This is a genomic window from Pseudobutyrivibrio sp. MD2005, assembly GCF_000621865.1.
Taxonomy (GTDB): Bacteria; Bacillota; Clostridia; order Lachnospirales; family Lachnospiraceae; genus Pseudobutyrivibrio.
In genome coordinates this window covers 75779-97297 of record NZ_KK211360.1, presented here as the reverse complement: position 1 = coordinate 97297, position 21519 = coordinate 75779, and the positions used below count along the sequence as shown (strand labels likewise).

The 21519-nt window shown below is 38.3% G+C and carries 18 protein-coding genes; all 18 read right to left on the bottom strand.

Features of this window, described 5'->3' with window-relative positions; translation table 11 throughout:
- Nucleotides 1–38: 38 nt before the first annotated feature.
- A complete protein-coding gene (locus T498_RS0113190) occupies nt 39–878 on the bottom strand; it encodes a YitT family protein (protein ID WP_028236333.1) in 840 nt (279 codons plus the stop codon).
- Nucleotides 879–889: 11 nt separating this feature from the next.
- The gene (locus tag T498_RS0113185) at nt 890–2497 is read right to left on the bottom strand and encodes a hypothetical protein (RefSeq protein WP_028236332.1); all 1608 of its coding nucleotides are present in this window, start codon (nt 2495–2497) and stop codon (nt 890–892) included.
- A 96-nt stretch (nt 2498–2593) separates the two neighbouring features.
- Complete coding sequence (locus T498_RS16390; protein WP_051524813.1) at nt 2594–3430, bottom strand: hypothetical protein; 837 nt, start codon at nt 3428–3430, stop codon at nt 2594–2596.
- Between the two features lie 75 nt (nt 3431–3505).
- The gene (rplT, locus tag T498_RS0113175; RefSeq protein ID WP_028236331.1) at nt 3506–3862 is read right to left on the bottom strand and encodes a 50S ribosomal protein L20; all 357 of its coding nucleotides are present in this window, start codon (nt 3860–3862) and stop codon (nt 3506–3508) included.
- Nucleotides 3863–3908: 46 nt separating this feature from the next.
- Nucleotides 3909–4106 carry a 50S ribosomal protein L35 gene (gene rpmI, locus T498_RS0113170; protein ID WP_028236330.1) on the bottom strand — a complete coding sequence of 66 codons (198 nt, stop codon included), beginning with the start codon at nt 4104–4106 and terminating at the stop codon, nt 3909–3911.
- Between the two features lie 18 nt (nt 4107–4124).
- Nucleotides 4125–4622: a translation initiation factor IF-3 gene (gene infC / locus T498_RS0113165; protein WP_028236329.1), complete on the bottom strand. Its 498-nt coding sequence runs from the start codon at nt 4620–4622 to the stop codon at nt 4125–4127.
- A 202-nt stretch (nt 4623–4824) separates the two neighbouring features.
- A complete protein-coding gene (locus tag T498_RS0113160) occupies nt 4825–5643 on the bottom strand; it encodes a Cof-type HAD-IIB family hydrolase (RefSeq protein ID WP_028236328.1) in 819 nt (272 codons plus the stop codon).
- Nucleotides 5636–7801 carry an RNA degradosome polyphosphate kinase gene (locus T498_RS0113155; RefSeq protein WP_028236327.1) on the bottom strand — a complete coding sequence of 722 codons (2166 nt, stop codon included), beginning with the start codon at nt 7799–7801 and terminating at the stop codon, nt 5636–5638. The genes T498_RS0113160 and T498_RS0113155 overlap by 8 nt, the downstream gene beginning before the upstream one ends.
- Nucleotides 7802–7810: 9 nt before the next feature.
- Nucleotides 7811–9334 carry a Ppx/GppA phosphatase family protein gene (locus tag T498_RS0113150; protein ID WP_028236326.1) on the bottom strand — a complete coding sequence of 508 codons (1524 nt, stop codon included), beginning with the start codon at nt 9332–9334 and terminating at the stop codon, nt 7811–7813.
- A 13-nt stretch (nt 9335–9347) separates the two neighbouring features.
- Entirely contained in the window at nt 9348–10490 is a 1143-nt protein-coding gene (pheA, locus tag T498_RS0113145; RefSeq protein WP_028236325.1) for a prephenate dehydratase, read from the bottom strand.
- A 7-nt stretch (nt 10491–10497) separates the two neighbouring features.
- A complete protein-coding gene (locus T498_RS0113140) occupies nt 10498–11511 on the bottom strand; it encodes a DUF5050 domain-containing protein (protein WP_028236324.1) in 1014 nt (337 codons plus the stop codon).
- 17 nt (nt 11512–11528) lie between these two features.
- Nucleotides 11529–15947 carry a PolC-type DNA polymerase III gene (locus tag T498_RS0113135; protein ID WP_028236323.1) on the bottom strand — a complete coding sequence of 1473 codons (4419 nt, stop codon included), beginning with the start codon at nt 15945–15947 and terminating at the stop codon, nt 11529–11531.
- Nucleotides 15948–16092: 145 nt separating this feature from the next.
- Nucleotides 16093–17145, bottom strand: a complete 1053-nt coding sequence (gene ispG, locus T498_RS0113130) for a flavodoxin-dependent (E)-4-hydroxy-3-methylbut-2-enyl-diphosphate synthase (protein ID WP_028236322.1) — start codon at nt 17143–17145, stop codon at nt 16093–16095.
- Nucleotides 17146–17155: 10 nt separating this feature from the next.
- Complete coding sequence (gene rseP / locus T498_RS0113125) at nt 17156–18190, bottom strand: RIP metalloprotease RseP (RefSeq protein ID WP_028236321.1); 1035 nt, start codon at nt 18188–18190, stop codon at nt 17156–17158.
- A gap of 2 nt (nt 18191–18192) precedes the next feature.
- Nucleotides 18193–19341: a 1-deoxy-D-xylulose-5-phosphate reductoisomerase gene (locus T498_RS0113120; protein ID WP_028236320.1), complete on the bottom strand. Its 1149-nt coding sequence runs from the start codon at nt 19339–19341 to the stop codon at nt 18193–18195.
- A 12-nt stretch (nt 19342–19353) separates the two neighbouring features.
- Nucleotides 19354–20157, bottom strand: coding sequence for a phosphatidate cytidylyltransferase (locus T498_RS0113115; protein ID WP_028236319.1), 804 nt, complete (start codon nt 20155–20157; stop codon nt 19354–19356).
- A gap of 12 nt (nt 20158–20169) precedes the next feature.
- Nucleotides 20170–20868, bottom strand: coding sequence for an isoprenyl transferase (locus tag T498_RS0113110; protein ID WP_028236318.1), 699 nt, complete (start codon nt 20866–20868; stop codon nt 20170–20172).
- Between the two features lie 89 nt (nt 20869–20957).
- A complete protein-coding gene (gene frr / locus T498_RS0113105) occupies nt 20958–21512 on the bottom strand; it encodes a ribosome recycling factor (protein ID WP_028236317.1) in 555 nt (184 codons plus the stop codon).
- Nucleotides 21513–21519: the final 7 nt, after the last annotated feature.

The window sequence follows — 21519 nt, the reverse complement described above, 5'->3', positions numbered from 1 at the left end:
GAAAATCTTCCAAAGTGATACTCATATCATAGTCTATATCATCTTAAAATCTCATCAATTGTAGATACCGTGCTAAAGCTACCGGTATGGAATGAAATAATGTCCTTCATTATAGGCAGTTCGAAATAACTGATATAGCAAATAAGCGTATAGTTATCGCCTGCAATAGCACCTCTTGAATCCATAATGGTACAGGTTTTGTTAAGCCTGAGCTTTATATCTTTGCTAATGCCTTCTGCATCTTTGGTGATGATGGTTACCTGCTTTATAGATTCGAAATGGTCAGTGTAATGATCAATAACAGCTGTGGCCACTACATAGACAAGCAAACTTAATAAAGCTGTTGTAGCGTCTATTGTTATAAACACAGTAATGTAAACCACGGCATTGAACAGAAGCAGAACCGGAGTCATGCTATAGTTTTGGCCAGTCTTATCTGACAAACGCTTTACTACTATGTTTGCTAGAATTTCTGAGCCGTCGATACAGCCGCCACTTCTTAGAATTAATGATAAACCAGCGCCAAGCAATGCGCCCCCAAATGCTACCGCTAAAAAGTGTTCCGTATTAAGCTCAAATGGAATGCCTTCAAAAAACTTTATTCCTAACGTATATGCGATAGATCCAATTGTAGCTTTAATTGTAAATCTACTTCCAAGCACAAAATAGCCTAGGATAATAAATGGCACAAACACAGCGATAACACATGGTGCAAGTGGTAAGCCGGTCTTCTTGCTAATTATGATTGCCACGCCAGCAGTTCCATAATCAATCGCATCGTTAGGCAGCAATATAAGAGCAACTGAAAAACTTGCCAAAATAGCTCCCAATATTATCAATATATAGGAGATAATTTCTATGTTTCGCTTATTCATCATATGCTTTACTCCTAAAGATTACTATAGAACGAATCAATATTCTGCTCTGGAAGCTCTACTGGTTCTCCTTCATAATCATTATATGCCTTTATATCAAGATCTTTGTCAAAAACGTAATTTGCTATAATCTGTGCTCTGGTATCCTCGCGAAGCTTTTCATCTGAATTGATTTCGATAAACTTATCATAATTCTTGCCAAAAATCTTTTTAGCAGATGAATCAAAATTAGAACCATCTTCCACTGCTTCAAATTCTGTTACTTCGTATCCCTCATCAGTGTACTTGAAGTGCATACATCCTGGATATGAACCTCCAGAAACACACTCTAAAGTATCACCATTCAGTGTGTAATTGAAATACCAGAAATCACCCCAAACCTTTATATCATCCTTGTCGCTTTCATCCTCTGCAACAATAATTGGACATGGAATTCCCACATCTGCTTTATCATAATGGGCACCAAACTCATCAGCAATATAATCATACATAACTGAATAGAATAACTCTGGTCCTGGGTACTCGTAAGTTGGAAGCGCACCATTATCTGCACTATCCTCAGTAGTTGCATCATTAATCTTTGAAAGAGGTGTGTAATCAAATAACACGTAAGAATCAGACATTTTTTCTGCTTCATTATATTCCTCTTCTGTTATGCTTTCATATTCTTCCTGGTCGTAAGTTCTATACCATGGATTTTCAGGGTCTGTGTAGGAATCATACTTGTACCCATACTGAAGAACAAGCTCTGTAGAGTTTGGCTCTAGGTTATATAAATCAATACCATTTTCTCCAGCGCCGCCAGACCATTCATTGCAAAGGAAAACATCGTTATAATTGTAGTATCTATCTCTAGCTGTACCAGATACTACATGTTCAGGCACACGATTTACCATTGTGTAAACATCATATACGACACCCTTTAGTTCATCTTCTGAAATTACGCCTACCATTAATTCATCAATGCCGTCAACATTAATATCTTGATATGCAAATCCAATTACATCAAGAGGATTTTCAGCCTGCATAGCTGCAACACCAATTTCTGGGCTCATATCCTCTTCTTCGTATTTAGCAGGCTCCCAGCCTTCATTGATAGCCTTTACGTATTTTGCAAGAATATTGTTGTACAAATCTGCGCCTTTTGTTCCTGCGCCAAAAACGAAAGTGTTATCGTTAATGCCCTCGATGCCTTCAAGGCAGGCGTCAGTTGCATCCAAAAGCTTACTGTAATCTTCTGGCATATCTGGCTCATTATAATCCCACTGAATTTCTGTAGCTTGCTCAAGTACGATATCATAAATCTCGTACTTTTCATTTGTAAGCTCACCTATCTTTTTACAAGGGCCTCCAGCATATTCCTCTGGAGAAGTATAGGCACATACCGAAAATACAAAACCTCCAAAGCCTGCATCTTTAGCCTCTTTATAGTAAACAGAAATTCGATTACCGTCAGTCTCGACCTCACTGATATCTATTAGCTCGCTAGGTAAAGCCATCTTAAACAAGTCATTTGAATATTCAGTAGTAGTGGCACTTTGATTATCATTATCTACTTTTTTAGCACCACAACCTGTTAACGCCAATACTACAATCAGCATTAAACCAACTATTCTTTTCATAAATACACATCCTCCTATCGATATTGATATATAACATTTATATATATAATATCAAACATGAGGCACAAAAGTGTCACAAAACAATGAACTGCAGATTTATGACCAGATTCCAATTTCCTTAACTAAGCCACCTTCAATAATGATTGATAGCCCCAGGCCTGAATCCATACACTGATTAACATACTGCTCGAATTCACTGGAACTCATATAGATTGGATCACCATCTCCACCACCTGAGCAGTATTTTGTAGAACCATCGATTGACAATACATAAGACTTTTTTTCATAAGAAGTCTTATTTGAGAAATCGCCATTTTCATATTTTGCAAATGAAGCATCAACCACAATACAATCAGCTTCAAAAGAAATGCTTGTAATATATTCATTGGCATATTGAGAAGGCTGACTAACAAGATTTGTATAGTATTCTCCGTCTTCAAGGTCTGATTCTGAAGCTGGATACGCTTCCTCTTCTGTTGTCTGATAGAAGCCTGTATATTTCTGTCCATTTTCCAAATATGCCCAAGTACTATCAACTATTTCAAGTGTATAATCCTCACCATCCTTACAGAAAGAGACAGTTATAGGGTCGCCAGCAGCATCTGTTGTTTCAAATAATACTCCATCTGCTGTGGCAGACACTTTACCACCATCCAAAGTGGTGAGTCTAAAAATACCAACTTCCATTGTGTAGTTATCACCAGCTTTTTCGATGGTTACATCATTTTCCCCATCATAATAGAAACCAACATAATCATCTAAATCTACAACTTCTTCCTCAGGTTCCTCTTCCTCAACGTCCTTAGATGTTTCTACATCATTTTCTGATGTCTCTGTTGTAACTTCCTCTACATCCTCAACATCGTCCTTGTTGCCACATGCTGTCATTGAAAGCATTGTGATACACATAAGCATTACTAATAATTTCTTCATTTATAGTCCCTCTTTTGTAAAAAAATTTATAAAAAAATCGGCCTAATCAGATGACTAGACCGACAAATTACGTTATTAAGCTACCTTAGCCTTTGCAACTTCTACAAGCTTTGCAAATCCTTCAGCGTCGTTAACAGCGAGCTCAGCGAGCATCTTTCTGTTCATCTCAACACCTGCAAGCTTAAGACCGTACATGAACTTAGAATATGAAAGTCCATTGATACGAGCTGCAGCATTGATACGAGCGATCCAAAGTGTTCTGAACTGTCTCTTTCTCTGCTTTCTACCAGCGTAAGCTGATGTAAGGGCACGCATAACTGACTGCTTTGCAACACGATACTGCTTGCTTCTAGCGCCTCTGTAACCCTTTGCTAACTTTAATGTTCTATTATGTCTTTTCTTAGCGTTTAATCCGCCTTTAACTCTTGCCATTCTAATTTCCTCCTAACCGAAATAAATAACTAACTACAACCAAATCTTAGAGATATGGAAGTACTTTCTTCATGTTCTTTACGTTTGTTGAATCAACGATAGCTGACTGACGAAGATTTCTCTTTCTCTTTGTAGTCTTCTTGGTTAAGATGTGGCTCTTGTATGCCTTATTTCTCTTAAGCTTTCCTGTTCCTGTTACCTTAAAGCGCTTTGCAGCTGCTCTTCTTGTCTTCATCTTTGGCATGATAATTTTCCTCCTGTATTACGATTTCTTTTCTGTAAGCACCAAGCTCATACTACGACCTTCAATCTTAGGTGCCTTTTCCACTACAGCAACTTCTGCAAGTGCCTCTGCAAAATCATCTAAGATATGCTTTGACGACTGCATGTGAGCCATCTCACGACCACGGAAACGAAGTGTTACCTTTACTTTGTCGCCCTTTGAGATGAACTTCTTAGCTGCGTTTACTTTAGTGTTCATATCATTAGCATCGATGTTTGGAGACATACGAATTTCTTTGACCTCAACAACGTGCTGCTTTTTCTTAGCTTCCTTTTCCTTGCGTGCCTGCTCATAACGGAATTTACCGTAATCAACTATCTTGCACACTGGTGGATTAGCCTTTGGTGAAATTTTAACTAAATCTAAGCCTTCATCATCGGCAAGCTTCTGTGCCTCTCTTGCTGACATAATGCCAAGCTGTTCCCCATCAGAGCCAATTACACGAACTTCTTTGTCGCGAATCTGCTCATTAATCATTAAATCGCTAATGGTACTACCTCCATAAAATAAAAAAGTGGATACAGAATATCCACCATAAATCATCACAAACAAGGTTTGTGTGAAGTATAAGACCCAAGTCACAGTAAATAATACGTGCTAAGGTGAGAGTGGATACTCTACTTTGTTTTCACAACGCTAATAATTTACCACATAAATCCTTTAACGTCAACAGTTTCTATTAATTTAAAATAAATTTATTTATAGCCTCTGCCACTGCTCCATTATTATTATCTACAGTGGTGATATAATCGGCCTCAGCCTTTAATTCATCACGTGCATTTGCCACTGCAACACCGACACCTGCCATCTTTACCATGAAGATGTCGTTTCTCTCATCACCGCAGGCAACTGTATTTTCCATAGGAATATCCAAGTGAGCTGCTAATTCCTTAAGGCCTTCACCTTTGTTTGTGTTCTTACCGATGTATTCAAGGAAACAAACATCAGAAAACATACTAAGAAATTCTGATGATAACTCATCCTCATGAGCTGCCTGAAAATCAAACAGTGAATCTGGATTATCAAAATCCAAAACAATAACCTTTGTAAGCTTATGCCCTGCCAATTCTTCAGGAGAATTGATAATTGTAATCTTTTCTTTAGAACGCTCTGCGTATTTATCGATTGCGCTGTCATGTCTAAATGAATAGATGTTACCGTATTCAAAAGCCAATGTAGAATAGCCTGCATCCTTAGAATAATGAAGAAGCTTAAGTGCCATTTCATTATCAAGATAATGTCCAAAAATTATTTCATCATCAGATGCCTTCGTTCCAATTGTGCCTTGATAGCCAAGTAAATATACATTTTCTCTTTCGAATATTCCAAATGGATGAAGAATCTTTTTCATTACATGTGTAGGACGTCCTGTATCAACTGCAAGAATATGTCCTGCGCTAAGCATTGCATCAAGGGCCTCCATATTGGCCTTGCAAATATCTTTTTCGTCGTCAAATAGTGTTCCGTCTAAATCAACTGCTAGAATCTTTTTAGTCATCAATAACCTCACTTGCAAAGATTGGTGTGAAGCTTCGTTTCTTCAGAAAATCAATCTCTGGCTCACTAGATTTCTTTGCTTCCTTGCAAAAAGTATCCTGTGCTCCCACAGGCTTTTTGCCACGAGCAGCTTTGATTCTAACATAAGAACCTTCATCTGTCATCTCATATGCTTTAAGTGTATCTCCAAGCTGAACATCTAAAATATGTTTAACTTTAAGCTTTAGCTGATCATCCTCAACCGGGAAGATTATTTCCACACGTCTATCAAGGTTTCTAGGCATCCAGTCTGCTGAACCCATGTAGATATCCTCGGCACCATTGTTATAAAAATAGAATATACGGGCATGCTCCAGATATGTTCCAACAATAGACATTACATGGATATTTTCGCTTACGCCTGGTATGCCAGTACGAAGGCAGCAAATACCACGGATAATAAGATAAATCTTGACTCCTACGCTACTTGCTTCATAAAGCTTTTCAATTATTTCTTTATCACACAAGGAGTTCATTTTAGCAATAATGACAGCTTCCTTGCCTTCCTTGGCATGGCTGATTTCCCTATTGATAAGAGTTATGAATGTATCACGCAGCCATAAAGGAGCCACTACAAGCTTATTCCAGCTTGCAGGCTCTGAATAACCAGAAAGCATATTAAATACTGCAGTTGCATCCTCACCGTATGTTTCATTACATGTAAACATACCGCAGTCGGTATATAGCTTTGCTGTAGAATCGTTGTAATTTCCTGTTCCCAGGTGAACATAGCGTCTGATACCATCATCCTCACGACGCACAACAAGAGCAATCTTACAGTGTGTTTTGAGGCCTACCAATCCATAGATTACATGGCAACCAGCTTTTTCAAGCTTCTTTGCCCAAATAATGTTATTCTCCTCATCAAATCTAGCCTTAAGCTCAACGAGAACTGTTACCTGCTTGCCATTTTCCGCCGCGTGAGCAAGGCTGGCAATGATTGGTGAATTACCAGATACTCTATATAGAGTCTGCTTGATAGCCAGCACCTGTGGATCAAATGCAGCCTGAGCAATAAAATCTACCACTGGATCAAATGTTTCATATGGATGATGCAAAAGAATATCACCCTTTTTGATTTCATCAAATATCTTCTCACCAGGACGAAGCCTTGGATTCTCCTGAGGCTTAAATGAAGGCTGACGCAAATCATCCCTGCCTTCTATGCCATAAAGCTTCATAAGAAATGTAAGGTCGATAGGTCCTTTGATTTTATAAATATCTATTTCATTGACACCAAGATTCTTTTTAAGAATAGATAATAGCCTTTTATTAATTGTGCTTTCTACCTCAAGCCTGATAACCTCGCCCCATTGACGAGACTTAATCTGCTTTTCGATTTCAAGAAGCAAATCTTCTGCGCCTTCCTCATCGATTGAAAAATCGGCATTTCTCATAATACGGTAAGGAGATGCAGCCACAACATTATAATTCAAGAAAAGCTTATCCATGTTGCGCTCTATTATCTGTTCAAGCAAAATAAAGCAATCCTGATTTTTGTCTTCTGATGGAAGGGCCACAATTCTAGGAAGCACAGATGGCACCTGTACTGTTGCAAACTCAACGTCCTCGTTATCCTTTCCTGCGCCCGCAACATCCTTCTTTTTTTCGATTAATGCTGCGATATTTAGTGATTTATTTCTGATAAGAGGAAATGGGCGTGACGCATCAAATGCCATAGGTGTAAGAACAGGATAAACCTGGCTCATAAAAAATGAGTCGATAAATTTTAGCTGCTCTTCATTTAAATCCTCGTATTTATCATAAATGATTATATTGTTTTCTTTTAAAACCGGATTTAAATGTTTGCCCCAAATGTTATATTGCAAATCTACAAGCTCTCTTGTCTTTTCATTTATTGCAATAAGCTGTTCTGTAGGAGTCATTCCAGCAATGTCCGGCTTTGTATATCCTGCATGCTCCATGTCCTTTAAAGAAGCAACACGCACCATGAAAAATTCGTCTAGATTTGAAGATGTAATACTGACAAATTTAACCCTTTCAAGGATTGGAAGCTCTTTCACCTGGGCTTCGCCTAGGACTCTAAGTTCAAACTTTAGCCAGCTTAATTCACGATTATCAAAATATCTTGCATCTGAATAGTTGATTTTATTAGACATAAACGCCTCCTATATCCTTCCATTTTCCTTAAGCACTGGCTTAATAGAAAAAATCTCTTCAAAATAATCAGCATTCTTCTTGAATAATCCCTTTTCAAGAGCCAATGAACTATTAGCCTCTATTGATATCAAAAGCTCTCTATCCTTCACTCTCATGCTTACATTTTTTATCTTTTGCTTATGGGATCTGTCTAAGGCATTGGCCACCTTTAAAATCGCCAAAAGCTTAAGAATGATTAAATACTCATCCTGGGTAAATCTATCAGAAAGATACTCGTATGGCTCAACAGGCTTTCTGTTAAATTCAACTGTTGTGGCGATAAGCTCTCTTTCAATATGGCTAAGTCCAAGGATTTCAGAGGACATAATGATTGTATAAGAACAGCTTGATGCCTCTGAAAGGGAAATGTATTTACCACAATCATGCAAAATGGCAATACACTGAATCAAAACTCGCTCCCTTTTTCCCATGCCATGATATTTTTTCATAGCATCAAATATTTCTGAGGACAACTTATAAAGTGCCTTAAGATGAGGCTGATAGCTTCCGTAACGCTTTGCAATTGACCAGGCAGCTGAAATAATATCATTATCAAAATCATGGTTTACAGTAAGCCATTTTTTGTTGAAAGCATGATTAAATGCCATACCTTCACACACAGAAACACCAGGTGCATACACAATATCCGGGTTAAGTGTCTCTCCAAGAACTTTGTAAAGCATAACCACAGGCTCAATAAGATTTTCATTATCAAGATAAATATCATTGTCAGCTTCAAATGCTCTGATGAACTGCATATCAATCTTGTTTAGAAAATCCATGTAATCTTTACTTTTTATTTTTTTAGATGAAAAACCTGAGAGACGTTCAGCAATAGAACTTACCTGAACGCCAAGCAAAATCATATATTTAGGCTCAATGTCCCTAAGAAACATTGTCTTAAATACCTCAAGCTCCTTGTACATCATCTCGTATGTCTGCTCAAAATAATTGCCAGCAGTCTTACCAAGCTTTTTAAGATTCTCGCTAATTGAAACTGTACCCAATGAAAGATGCTGGGTAGTGATTATTTTGCCTTTGGCAAAAAGAGTGATTTGAAGTGATACGCCACCGATATCAATAAGTACAGCGCTTTCGTTAATAAGCTCATCAAAATCGTCTGTAGATGCTACAGCCTGATAGCCTAAAAAGCGCTGTTCAGAATTTGAAAGAACTGAAACAGAAAGACCGGTGTTGACCTTAATCTGTTCCAGCACAATTAATGCATTACTGGCAAGCTTTATATTAGGACCTGCAACCACTGAATAACTATCAACCTTATATCCTTCCATGGTGCGCTTCATATCATTTAAGACGCGACAAAGCTTTGAGACTGTGTCCGGCAGAATACTACCGTTATTCATAACGTCTTTGATAATATCAGATTGAATCTTAAGAGTATCAATTGTCTTAACACCCTTTTGCTTTCCGATTTCAAAGACCTTCATGGTAGTCTCGTAAGATCCAATATAAATGCTCGCAAATAATTTCATACTATTCCCCCATTTAATAGTTACCTAAAACTCTAAGACTTACACACTCCTCCGCTAGACCTGTTAAGGCATTTCTCACTGCCTCGTCATCTAGATTTCCATCAATATCGATAAAGAATCTGTATTGCCAATTAACCCCCTTAATTGGTCTTGATTCAATTCGATTCATATTGATTCCGTTAAACATAAGGTTTGACAGAATCCTATATAGACTTCCCGGTTCATGGGATATCTCTAAGCACAAGCTGATTTGATTTGCACTCTCTTTATATTTCTTATCCTTTGAAACGATAATAAAACGTGTCTCGTTATTTTTATCATCCTGAATGCTTTCTTCTAAGATATCTAAATCATAAAGCTTTGCATTGTAAGTGCTACCGATAGCAGCTTGTGTAATATCATTATCATCGTGAATCTTTTGAGCACTCATTGCTGTGTTACGTAGATTCTTAACATCCCATTCAATGTGATTGTTACGAATGTAATTTTCACACTGTGCAATAGCCTTTGGATGAGAGTAAACTGTCTTTATATCTTCTATTTTTGCTCCTTTAACACCAAGCAGGGCATGATCAACTTTAATGATTTGCTCACCAATAATCACAACATTGTATTCTGATAGCAAATCAAAATTTTCTTCGATAGATCCAGCAAGACTGTTTTCAATTGGAAGCACTGCGTAATCAGCCTCACCTGAGCTAATGGCATCCATGGCATCTCGCCATAAATCTACATGAAAATTAGATTTCATAGATTCACCGAAGAAGGCTCTCATAGCAAGCTCTGAATATGCTCCCTGCACGCCCTGGAAACAAACAACTGCATTAGAAAAATCAAATTTATCTACCTTGGTAAAACCGGTTTTAAATTCAACACCCTTGTCCCTTAAGATAGCAAACTGCTTTTTTCTACTGATTGACATTATCTGAGTGTAAAGCTCTCTAACTGCCATTTGGCTAAAGATATCATCATCGTCAACATATGATGAAAGCTTAACAAGCTTAGCATCTTCTCTTTCTTTATCATACACACCCTTGCCGTTGGCGATTTTGTAATCAGCCACCTGGCATGCAAGCTCCATTCTCTTAGTGAACAGATTAAGTATGTCCTTGTCGATAACATCAATTTCGTCCCTAATTTCCAGTAAATCTCTCATATTCCTCCTATTTGACTTCAAGTATTGGCGGATCAAATACTCCTATCTCTGTGCTGCCGTTGATTATGTGAAAAGTGGTGCCAGATAAGTAATCTGCAAAATAAACGTACCTGCTGGTGACGTTAATGTTGTTGTACTGACCTTCCGCTAGTAGTACTTCTGCACCTGTTATTAAATCTACCCGGTACAATCCTTCAGGATTGCCCTTGAGAGATTGATAATACAAATAGTTACCTGAAATATTGTAGCTTTGAGCTCCAAATGCTGTGATGCCCTTTTTGTTATCCCCAGACATAGTACTAGTGTATACTCGATGATGGTCATCAAGGCTAATATAGTACATTGTGTCTTTATCAATGATAGGCATCCACAAATTTTCCTCTGACACAAAACCTGTATCTTTTGTGTCTAGATTAAGTTTATGAAGATTATGATCCTTTTCAACTCCAGCAAAATATAGCTTTTCCCCTACCATACATCTAGGATCGATTGCAGACTTAGAAAGCTGCTCACGCTCCTCGCCATCAGTAGAAACCATATATAAAGTGGTAGCTTCATCAGGATCATAACGTAAATAGACAACTCTATTGCCGGCTAGGGCAGCGGCATTACAGTTTTCACTGTCAAGTATTATTACCTTGCGGTTTTTCCTGGTCATTCTACACAAACTTTCAGTGTTAACATCCAATACAAAATTGGCATTATCTTTATTGTTGTTACGACTGTAATAAAGATAATGAGAATCTGCATTAATAAAGTAAACACTGTCGTTTGCAACCTTTTCAATATCAGTTTCGTCAGGATTCATTTTGTAAATCCTATCGAAATCATTAGGGTTCGCGAAATAAACTACACCATCATATTCGCAGAACAGACCATTCCCATAAAGATTACCTATGGTGTTACCGTTAGTGCCTGGCTCGTTGAGATATGTAACTGTATTGATGTACTTGTAGTAAGCAAGACCAGCAATAATCCCCAAAGCCACAACTGCAATAATAATACCTTTTAATACCTTCATGTAACTGCCCTCCCCAATTAAATATTAAAGAAATCAGATAGTGAAAGCTGATTAGATTTTGGTAAATCCTTGATTATACCAAGCTCTATCATTTTATCTAGTATTGTCTGAGAAACCTTTCCTCTGTCTCTTATTTCATCCTGTGATAAGAACTTACCCTGAGAAGCGGCAATCTGCAACTGCTCCGCAGCCTTATCACCCATTCCTGAAATAACATTGAATGGAGGTAAAAGCTTTCCATCTACTATTTTAAAGTATCTTGAGTCAGATTGGTATAGGTCCATTGGTAAAAATTCAAATCCACGGGCATACATTTCCTGGCAAAGTCGCAGGGCAATCAAAATATCTTTATCAGTAGCTGATAAATCCGGCTGAGACTTGTAGTACTTAATCTCTTTCTCACATCTAGCTTTACCAAGACAGCACTTCTCATAATCAAAACCACCTGCTCTGATTGAGAAAAAGGCTGCGTAATACGCAAGTGGATAATTTATCTTACAATAAGCAACACGCCAAGCCATCATAACATAGGCAGCAGCATGAGCCTTAGGGAACATGTACTTAATCTTTTCGCATGAACCAATGTACCACTCTGGCACACCATGGTCGAGCATATCCTGCTTGTATTGTGGCCATTCATCACACTTACCTTTGGCTACAACACCCTTACGAACACGTTCCATAATTGTGAATGATTCAGCAGGATCAAGTCCCTTATGAATAAGATAAACCATGATATCATCACGAGTACAAATTGCTGTGGTGATAGTGGCAATTCCATTTAAAATCAAATCCTGAGCATTGCCCAGCCATACATCAGTACCGTGGGCTAGACCGGCGATTCGAACCAAATCAGTAAAGTATTGAGGCTTGGCCTCAACAAGCATCTGCATGGCGAAATCAGTACCAAACTCAGGGATACCAAGGGTACCTAGTGGTGTTCCCATAATATCATCTGGTGTAATTCCAAGGGCTTCAGTACTTTGGAATAAAGACATAACCCCCTTATCATCAAGAGGAATCTTGGTCGCGTCTATTCCAGTCAAATCCTCCAGGCGCTTGATCATGGTAGGATCCAAGTGTCCTAAAATATCAAGCTTAAGAAGGTTGGCATCGATTTTATGGTAATCGAAATGGGTGGTAACAATATCAGTGTCCTTATTAGCTGGATGCTGAACAGGCGTAAATGAATAAATATCTTCTCCATTTGGAAGAACTACTACACCACCCGGATGCTGACCTGTAGTAGACTTAACACCTTCAACGCCCTTGGCAAGACGTTCATTTTCAGCACGACGTTTTCTGATATCACGCTTATCAAAGTATTTTAAAACGTAACCAACCGCGTTCTTATCAGCAAGTGTAGAAACTGTTCCCGCTTTAAAGGTTTGGCCATCACCGAAAATAACTTCTGTATATTTATGAGCCTTAGACTGATATTCGTTCGAGAAGTTAAGATCGATATCAGGCTCCTTATCACCCTTAAATCCAAGGAATGTTTCGAATGGAATATCAAATCCATCTTTTGCAAGAGGCTTACCGCATTTAGGACAAATCTTATCTGGCATATCCACACCAGAAAGTCCCATATCGATTGTCTCTTTAACCTCTGGTCCATCAAAATCTACATAGAAGCAATTAGGACATCTATAATGAGGAGGAAGTGGATTAACCTCTGTGATTCCGGCCATTGTGGCGGCAAAAGATGAACCTACGGAACCACGGGAACCAACTAGATAACCATCCTCGTTTGATTTCCAAACCAGCTTCTGAGCAATGATATACATAACGGAATATCCGTTACCGATGATAGAATTAAGCTCTCGCTCCAGGCGGGCTGATACTATCTCTGGAAGCTCCGGTCCATAAACCTCATGGGCTCTGGTTTCGCAAATACGTCGTAAATCTTCCTCTGAGTTTTCAATAACTGGTGGACATTTATCTGGTCTAACTGGATGAATACGTTCCACCATGTCGGCGATTTTATTTGTATTTTCGATAACAACCTCATGAGCCTTGGCAAGTCCAAGATATGCAAACTCCTCAAGCATTTCATCTGTCGTATGTAGATAAAGTGGTGCCTGCTGATCCGCATCATCAAAGCCCTTATTTGCCATGATAATTCTTCGATATACTTCATCCTCAGGATCAAGGAAGTGGACGTCGCAGGTAGCAACAACAGGCTTATTTAACTCGTCGCCAAGAGCAACAATCTGTTTGTTAATCTCCTGCAAATCCTTCTCAGAATTAATGTGTTCATACTGACTCTTCTCAGAACGAATCATGAACTCATTATTTCCAACTGGCTGAATTTCAAGATAATCATAGAAATTAGCGATACGCATAATCTCTGATTCATCTCTACCATCAACAATAGCACTGTAAAGCTCTCCAGCTTCACAGGCAGAACCAATAATCAGACCTTCTCGACATTCCTCAAGCAAGCTCTTAGGAACTCTAGGATGTCTAGAGAAATAATACAGATGCGACTCAGACACAAGTCTGTAAAGGTTGATACGACCCAAATCGTTCTTCGCAAGTACGATACAGTGATTGCTTCGCATCTTCTTAATCTGCTCACGCCCCGGCTTGCTATGTGCATTAAGCTCAGTAAGGTTAAATATTTTTTCTGCCTCAAGCTTAACAATAAACTTTTCAAAAATCTTTGATGTAACTTCAGCATCATCTACAGCTCTATGGTGATGCTCATTTACTAGATTCTCAGCTTTACAAACTGCATCCAAATTGAATCTAGCCATATTAGGATGCAAGTAACGAGCCATCTCCATTGTATCCACATGAGTATAATCGTACTCAAGACCAAGCTGCTTACAGTTGTATCTAATAAAACTTGTATCAAAGCTGGCATTATGTGCAACAAGAACGGTGCCCTTACAAAACTCCATGAACTTAGGAAGAATAACATCGATTGTTGGCGCGCTTTCTACCATCTCATCCTTGATAGAAGTCAATTCGGTTATACGATATGGAATTGGAACCTCTGGGTTAACAAACTCAGAAAATCTATCAACCACTTCTCCATTTACAATCTTAACGGCACCAATTTCGATAATTTTGCAGGTACGAGGATTGAAGCCTGTAGTCTCTATATCAAATACTACGAACTCGCTACGCAATGATTGTCCTCTATCGTTTGTAACAATTTCTTTTGTATCGTCAACAAGATAAATCTCACAACCATAGATAACCTTAAAGTCGCCTAAGCCCTTCATATGATCCGCATCACAGAACGCCTGAACAACACCATGGTCTGTAATAGCAAGAGCCTTATGACCCCAGGCCTTGGCACGGCTGATGATAGATGTAATATCTGACACACCATCGAAATCCGACATCTTTGTATGACAGTGCAATTCAACACGCTTCTCAACTGCAGTATCCTGTCTGGTTACTCTGAAGTCACGTATCTTCATAATCGAATTGATACGACCTACAGTAAGCTCTTTAGAATACATATCCTCATCTAGCTTACCTGAAATCTTATAGAACTCCCCTACCTTAAGAGCCTTTTCAAGCTCTCGTCCCTGGTCTGCATCACTAAAGAAGAACTTAATATTGATAGAATCTGTGAAATCGGTCATGGAACCTGTACCGAAATAGCCACCCTTCTTTGTCTCTCTAAACTCAAGGGCAACAATCTGGCCACGTATAATGATTGGTCCAAGCTGCTCACCATTGATATCCTCCATAGGAAGAGCATTTTCAAGGATTTCATTACCCATGATAACATCAGGGTCTTCTGATTTAGTAAGAGGCTTAATAACCTTCTTCTCTGGCTCTTCCTCCGCCTGTTCCTTATCATCAGATTTTTCTTCAGCCTTTTCTTCAGCTGCAGCTGTACGCATATTAATAGATTTGATTCGTTCTTCGATTTCGCGCTCTGCGTTAGCAAGATATTTACTTTTTACAGGCTCTTTATACTCAACATCTATCTTGAGATTCTGATGACATCTTGTACAAAGAATGGAATGCAAAATATCTACAAGCTCATGCTCAGATTCATGGCCGATAATGGTATCCTCCAAAGTGATTCTAATATGGCCATCCTCTGTAACATCAACATCTGCTTTTTTATATATGTTAAAAAGAAGAGCACTAATATTTTCCAGCTCCTCTAAAATACTATCATTATATGATTGCAACAAATTTGATGGGGTATATTGACTAGATAAATCAAAGTCTTCCAAAATACGAATAGTTACTCCATTATTTGGAAAAAATTGACTTTTAATTGATTTTTCCAAGTGCCAAATTCGGCGCTTAGGAATCAATGTATTAAAAGTAACGTATATACGAATATCATCTTTGCTACGGCCTGTACTAACCTTAGTTACTGTGGCGTCACTAAGTGCTGTTTCTAGGTCGTTGCCAGCCTGCATATTCGGAAACACATCATAAAAGCTCATCTGATCCATAAAACACTATCTCCGAACCTAAGTCCGCTAGTTACGTAAACAAGCCTTAATGTTCTACGCTCATCAACACGATTCGCTTTAGAACACAAAGAGCTTGTTTACTACTAGCTCACTAAATTATCAAATAACATTTCCTACTATGTTATTAACCTCGCGGCCACGAAATGAGTTCCTGTCTCAAGGCGTCTAACAACTCCCCTTCAGGCATTTTACGAACAACTTCGCCATGCTTAATGAGAAGACCTTCGCCTATTCCGCCAGCCACACCAAGATCGGCTTCTTTTGCCTCTCCTGGTCCATTAACTACGCAGCCCATAACGGCTACTTTAATATTTAAATCTGAGAATTCTTCAACAAGATTCTCAACCTTATTAGCAAGGCCAATCAAATCGATTTGTGTTCTACCACAAGTAGGGCAAGATACAACTTCTATTCCGCCCTTTCTAAGTCCAAGTGTTCTAAGAATAAGCTTAGCTGTCTTGATTTCCTCAATAGGGTCACCTGTAAGAGAAACACGAATTGTATCACCAATACCTTGAGATAAAATCAAAGAAAGACCACATGCACTCTTAATATTACCAGCCTTTACTGTTCCAGCTTCAGTGATACCAACATGAAGTGGATGTGTTGTCTTGTCAGCAATAATCTCGTGTGCCTTAACACACATCATAACATCTGATGACTTAATGCTAATAACAAGATTATCGTAGCCTAGACGCTCAATAATGGCTACTTTATCAAGGGCAGATTCAACCAATCCCTCAGCTGTAACTCCACCATATTTTTCTACAAGGTTCTTCTCTAATGAACCTGAGTTAACTCCAACACGAATTGGAATATTTTTTGCCTTAGCAGCGTCAACAACAGCCTTGATTCTATCTTCACTGCCGATATTACCAGGGTTGATACGAATCTTATCTGCGCCATTTTCGATAGCTGCGATAGCTAATCTATAATCAAAATGTATATCTGCAACAAGCGGGATGTTAATCTGTTCTTTAATCTTTGATAAAGCCTTAGCTGCATCCATATCAGGAACTGCACATCTGATGATATCGCAGCCAGCTGCTTCAAGTGCCTTAATCTGTGCCACTGTAGCCGCAACATCCTGAGTCTTTGTATTTGTCATAGATTGGATAAGAATAGGATTATCTCCACCGATTACTCTATTTCCTATTTTAACTTCTGTAGTTTTCATATATACTCCTCTAGAATAACTTAACAATATCATTGTACATAACAACAACCATTAAGAGCATAAGCAATCCAAATCCAACTAGATTGATTCCATTTTCAATCTCTGGCTTCATCTTCTTTCCTCTGATTGCCTCAAAAATAATGAGCACAATTCGTCCGCCATCAAGGGCTGGAAACGGAAGCAGATTCATCACACCAAGGTTTGCTGATAATAGTATCGCTATATTTAGAAGGTTTACAAAAATATAGAACACACCGCTAGGTGCTGCCTGATCATAAACATCTGAAATAACATTTACAACGCCAACCGGGCCAGACATTTCGTTAACAGATATCTCTCTAGTAAATAGCAATCTAATACTGCTTAAAGTAGAATAAATCTGGTATTTAATTTCGTAGCCAGAGTATTCTAAAACGCCAAATGGTGAAAGCTTTTTATACTCAGGTGTTTTTAATATACCAAGCATTTTTCTACCACTATCTTCTGAGTATGTAAGCTCTACGGTAGTTTTATGCTTTTCGCCATCACGCTTATAAACAATATCATAACTATCTTCCTTAGAATGAAGGAATGTATAAATGCTTATTTCGTTGTAAAAATGTACACGATAACCGTTGATACTAATGATTTCATCACCAGCCTGTAGGCCAGCCGCTTCTGCTCCGTAACCCTCTGTTACATCTGTGATCGTGGTGTCATTAACACCAACCGATGCGATATAAACAATAGACATCAAAAAGGCTAGAATAAAATTGAATAATGGCCCGCCAAAAACTATTTGGAATCTCTCCCACTTAGACTTTTTGTTGAAGGCTCTATCGCTATCACTATCCTCGTCTTCACCTTCCATAACACATGAACCGCCAAAAGGAAGAAGCTTCAAACAATATTTTGTTTCGCCTTTTCCCCAAGACAATACTGTAGGGCCAAGACCTAGAGTAAATTCATTAACCTTAACATCACATTTTTTTGCAAATAGAAAGTGCCCAAGCTCATGAAAAATGATTATAAAGCTGAATATTAAAATAGCAAGAATAATCTTCAAATCTACCACCTGCTCTCGATAAACTCATAGGTAAGCTTTTCTGTCTCAAGAACCTGATCTATTGTAGGATTTTCAATGAAGTCTACATTAATCATAGCCTCTGATACAATTTCTGGAATCTCTATGAATTTAATCTTATTCTTTAAGAACTTAGCAACTGCTCGTTCATTTGCAGCATTAAATACTGTAGGCACATTTCCGCCTGCATCCATTGCATCATAAGCAAGTGAAAGACCATAGAATGTCTCTAAATCAGGCTTCTCAAATGTGAGTGTACCAACCTTAAATAAATCAAGAGGCTCTGCATAAAGAGTCTTACGATTTGGATAGAATAAAGCGTAAAGAATTGGAAGACGCATATCTGGTGTTCCCATTTGACCTATAACTGCTCCATCCATAAATTCAACAGCTGAATGCAAGATGCTCTGTGGATGCACAACAACCTCAACCTGGTTAAGATTTACATCAAATAACCACTTAGCCTCCATAACCTCAAGGCCTTTATTTATCATTGTAGCTGAATCGATTGTAATTTTAGCTCCCATAGACCAGTTAGGATGCTTGAGGGCATCTTCAAGCTTAACATTTTCAAGGTCCTCAAGAGTTTTGCCTCTAAATGGACCACCAGAAGCTGTAAGAAGAATCTTGGAAATCTTGTTGTGACGTTCTCCATTAAGTGACTGAAAAATCGCACTATGCTCGCTATCTACTGGAAGAATAGATACACCCTTTTCTTTAGCTAAAGGCATAATGATGTGCCCAGCAGTAACAAGTGTCTCCTTATTTGCTAGGGCAATTGTCTTACCAGCATTGATTGCAGCGATTGTAGGCTGAACACCAATCATTCCAACTACAGCAGTAACAACTGTATCTGCCTTATCGTATGTAGCTACAGCAATAAGACCTTCCATACCATAGCTAATAGTAATATCCATGTCACCAAGTCTAGTCCTTAAATCTGAAGCTAACTCAGCAGTACCTACCGAAACAAGACTAGGCTTATATTTTCTTACCTGCTTTTCAAATAAATCTATATTTCTACCACATGACATTGCAACAACCTGTAAATCATCAGGATTCTGAGAAACAATATCAAGTGTCTGTGTTCCGATTGAACCTGTGGAACCAAGAATAGATAATCTCTGTGCCATAATAAACCTCAATTAAACATAAAAATAATAAGCTAAAAAGTAAATGATTGGTGCAGTAATAATCACGCTATCAAATCTGTCTAGTACTCCACCATGTCCAGGAATAAGCTTACCGTAATCTTTGATTTCAAAATTACGCTTGATTGCTGATGCAGCCAAATCACCCACCATAGAAATAAGGGCCCCCACGCCTGAAATAAGAACAAGTGGAAGTATAACAAAATCATCCATATGGAATGCTTTTGAAATAACAACACAGTATAATCCTGTGAGAAGCATCGCTCCAACAACACCGCCTACTGCCCCTTCGATAGATTTCTTAGGAGAAAGAATAGGTGCCATCTTATGCTTTCCGAAGAGAACACCTACACAATATGCTGCTGTGTCGCATCCCCATGAACAAAGGAAAATTAGCCATACTATAAACTGGCCGCCTTCAAGCATTCTAGTCTGATAAAGAAATGCAAGCATTACACCAACGTAAAACAATCCGAAAAATGTAGCCATAATCTGATGACTGTGATACTTTGGATAGCCAAATACAAATACTGTAAGTAACAGGATTAAGAAAGCAAGAAGAATAGCCATATTATCCTGACAGAACTTGAATTTTAAATCCAAGTAATAGGCAATGCAGCCTAAATATCCTAAAATACCTGGCATCTTTTTCTCTACGTTAAACACTTTGTATAATTCATACATTCCAATAAGGGAAAGCACAAGCATCACTGCTAAAAGCAAATCTCCACCTGTGATTATGAATAATAACGAAAGGGCAACAAGTATTATTCCACTTACTAATCTAGTAATAAACATAATAAAACCTTTCTAAATTCCACCAAAACGGCGGTTTCTCTTATCATACTCTTCTACAGCTTTTTTCAATTCCTCAGGAGTGAATTCTGGCCAAGGAACTGGTGTGAAGTAAAACTCGGCATAAGCAAGCTGCCACAATAAATAGTTTGATAATCTCTGCTCACCAGATGTCCTAATCATAAAATCAGGATCTGGTATGTCCTTTGTATCAAGATAGCTTGAGAATAATGCTTCATCAATACTATCAACTTCAAGATTACCATCCTTAACATCCTCAGCAACCTTTTTGACTGCTCTAGTCATTTCATCGCGACTACCGTAATTAATTGCGATAGTGAGTGTAAGTCCAGTAAATTGTGATGAGTATTCTGTAAGCTCATCAATAGCCTTTCTCAGCTTATCATCAAGCTTTGATAAATCTCCGATAAATCTAACCTTAAGATTATCTTTTTTAGCAGTCTTCATACATGTCTTAATGTATTCCCCTAAAAGCTTCATCAAAGCCTTAACTTCATCTGCAGGTCTAGACCAGTTTTCTGTGGAAAACGCATACATAGTGACATACTTTACACCTAACTCATTGGCTGCACGACAAATAGTCTCAACATTTTTTGCACCAACAGTATGTCCATATGTACGAGGCATTCCTTTAGATTTGGCCCATCTGCCATTTCCATCTAAAATAATAGCAATATGCTCAGGTACGTTCATATAGCCTCCTTGCTTCTAAGGAATCCACGAAAATGATTCCTTCATATATGAAAAAGGGCACAAGTTATGTGCCCTTAAAAAGATTAAAATTATACAGTCATAATCTCTTTTGTCTTAGCCTCAACAGCCTTATCTACCTCTGCGACGAATTTATCTGTCATCTTTTGGCACTTATCTTCGAGGTCTTTTATCTCATCCTCAGATACACCCTCGTCCTTAGAGTGCTTCTTTAATGAATCAATCGCATCTCTTCTGATATTTCTAATAGCTACCTTAGCTTCTTCGCCGTGCTTCTTAACATCCTTTGCGATTTCCTTACGACGCTCTTCTGTAAGCTCAGGAAATACAAGACGAATAAGCTTGCCATCGTTTGTAGGATTAATACCTATATCAGACATGTTAATAGCCTTTTCGATTTCCTTAACAAGAGAAGGCTCCCAAGGCTGAATCTGAATCAATCTAGGCTCTGGAACTGAAATATTTGCTACCTGCTGAAGTGGAGTTGGTGCTCCGTAATAATCAACTGTAATCTTATCTAAGATATGTGGATTAGCTCTTCCTGCACGGATTGTAGCAAATTCGCTCTCAAGATTATTATAGCTCTTTGTCATTTTTTCTTCATAGATTGAAAGTATATTATCCATTAATCCT

Excerpts from the sequence above, each read along its gene's own strand:
- T498_RS0113190 (WP_028236333.1), bottom strand. The coding sequence starts at position 878 with ATGATGAATAAGCGAAACATAGAAATTATCTCCTATATATTGATAATA.
- T498_RS0113185 (WP_028236332.1), bottom strand. The coding sequence starts at position 2,497 with ATGAAAAGAATAGTTGGTTTAATGCTGATTGTAGTATTGGCGTTAACA.
- T498_RS16390 (WP_051524813.1), bottom strand. The coding sequence starts at position 3,430 with ATGAAGAAATTATTAGTAATGCTTATGTGTATCACAATGCTTTCAATG.
- rplT (WP_028236331.1), bottom strand. The coding sequence starts at position 3,862 with ATGGCAAGAGTTAAAGGCGGATTAAACGCTAAGAAAAGACATAATAGA.
- rpmI (WP_028236330.1), bottom strand. The coding sequence starts at position 4,106 with ATGCCAAAGATGAAGACAAGAAGAGCAGCTGCAAAGCGCTTTAAGGTA.
- infC (WP_028236329.1), bottom strand. The coding sequence starts at position 4,622 with ATGATTAATGAGCAGATTCGCGACAAAGAAGTTCGTGTAATTGGCTCT.
- T498_RS0113160 (WP_028236328.1), bottom strand. The coding sequence starts at position 5,643 with ATGACTAAAAAGATTCTAGCAGTTGATTTAGACGGAACACTATTTGAC.
- T498_RS0113155 (WP_028236327.1), bottom strand. The coding sequence starts at position 7,801 with ATGTCTAATAAAATCAACTATTCAGATGCAAGATATTTTGATAATCGT.
- T498_RS0113150 (WP_028236326.1), bottom strand. The coding sequence starts at position 9,334 with ATGAAATTATTTGCGAGCATTTATATTGGATCTTACGAGACTACCATG.
- pheA (WP_028236325.1), bottom strand. The coding sequence starts at position 10,490 with ATGAGAGATTTACTGGAAATTAGGGACGAAATTGATGTTATCGACAAG.
- T498_RS0113140 (WP_028236324.1), bottom strand. The coding sequence starts at position 11,511 with ATGAAGGTATTAAAAGGTATTATTATTGCAGTTGTGGCTTTGGGGATT.
- T498_RS0113135 (WP_028236323.1), bottom strand. The coding sequence starts at position 15,947 with ATGGATCAGATGAGCTTTTATGATGTGTTTCCGAATATGCAGGCTGGC.
- ispG (WP_028236322.1), bottom strand. The coding sequence starts at position 17,145 with ATGAAAACTACAGAAGTTAAAATAGGAAATAGAGTAATCGGTGGAGAT.
- T498_RS0113120 (WP_028236320.1), bottom strand. The coding sequence starts at position 19,341 with ATGGCACAGAGATTATCTATTCTTGGTTCCACAGGTTCAATCGGAACA.
- T498_RS0113115 (WP_028236319.1), bottom strand. The coding sequence starts at position 20,157 with ATGTTTATTACTAGATTAGTAAGTGGAATAATACTTGTTGCCCTTTCG.
- T498_RS0113110 (WP_028236318.1), bottom strand. The coding sequence starts at position 20,868 with ATGAACGTACCTGAGCATATTGCTATTATTTTAGATGGAAATGGCAGA.
- frr (WP_028236317.1), bottom strand. The coding sequence starts at position 21,512 with ATGGATAATATACTTTCAATCTATGAAGAAAAAATGACAAAGAGCTAT.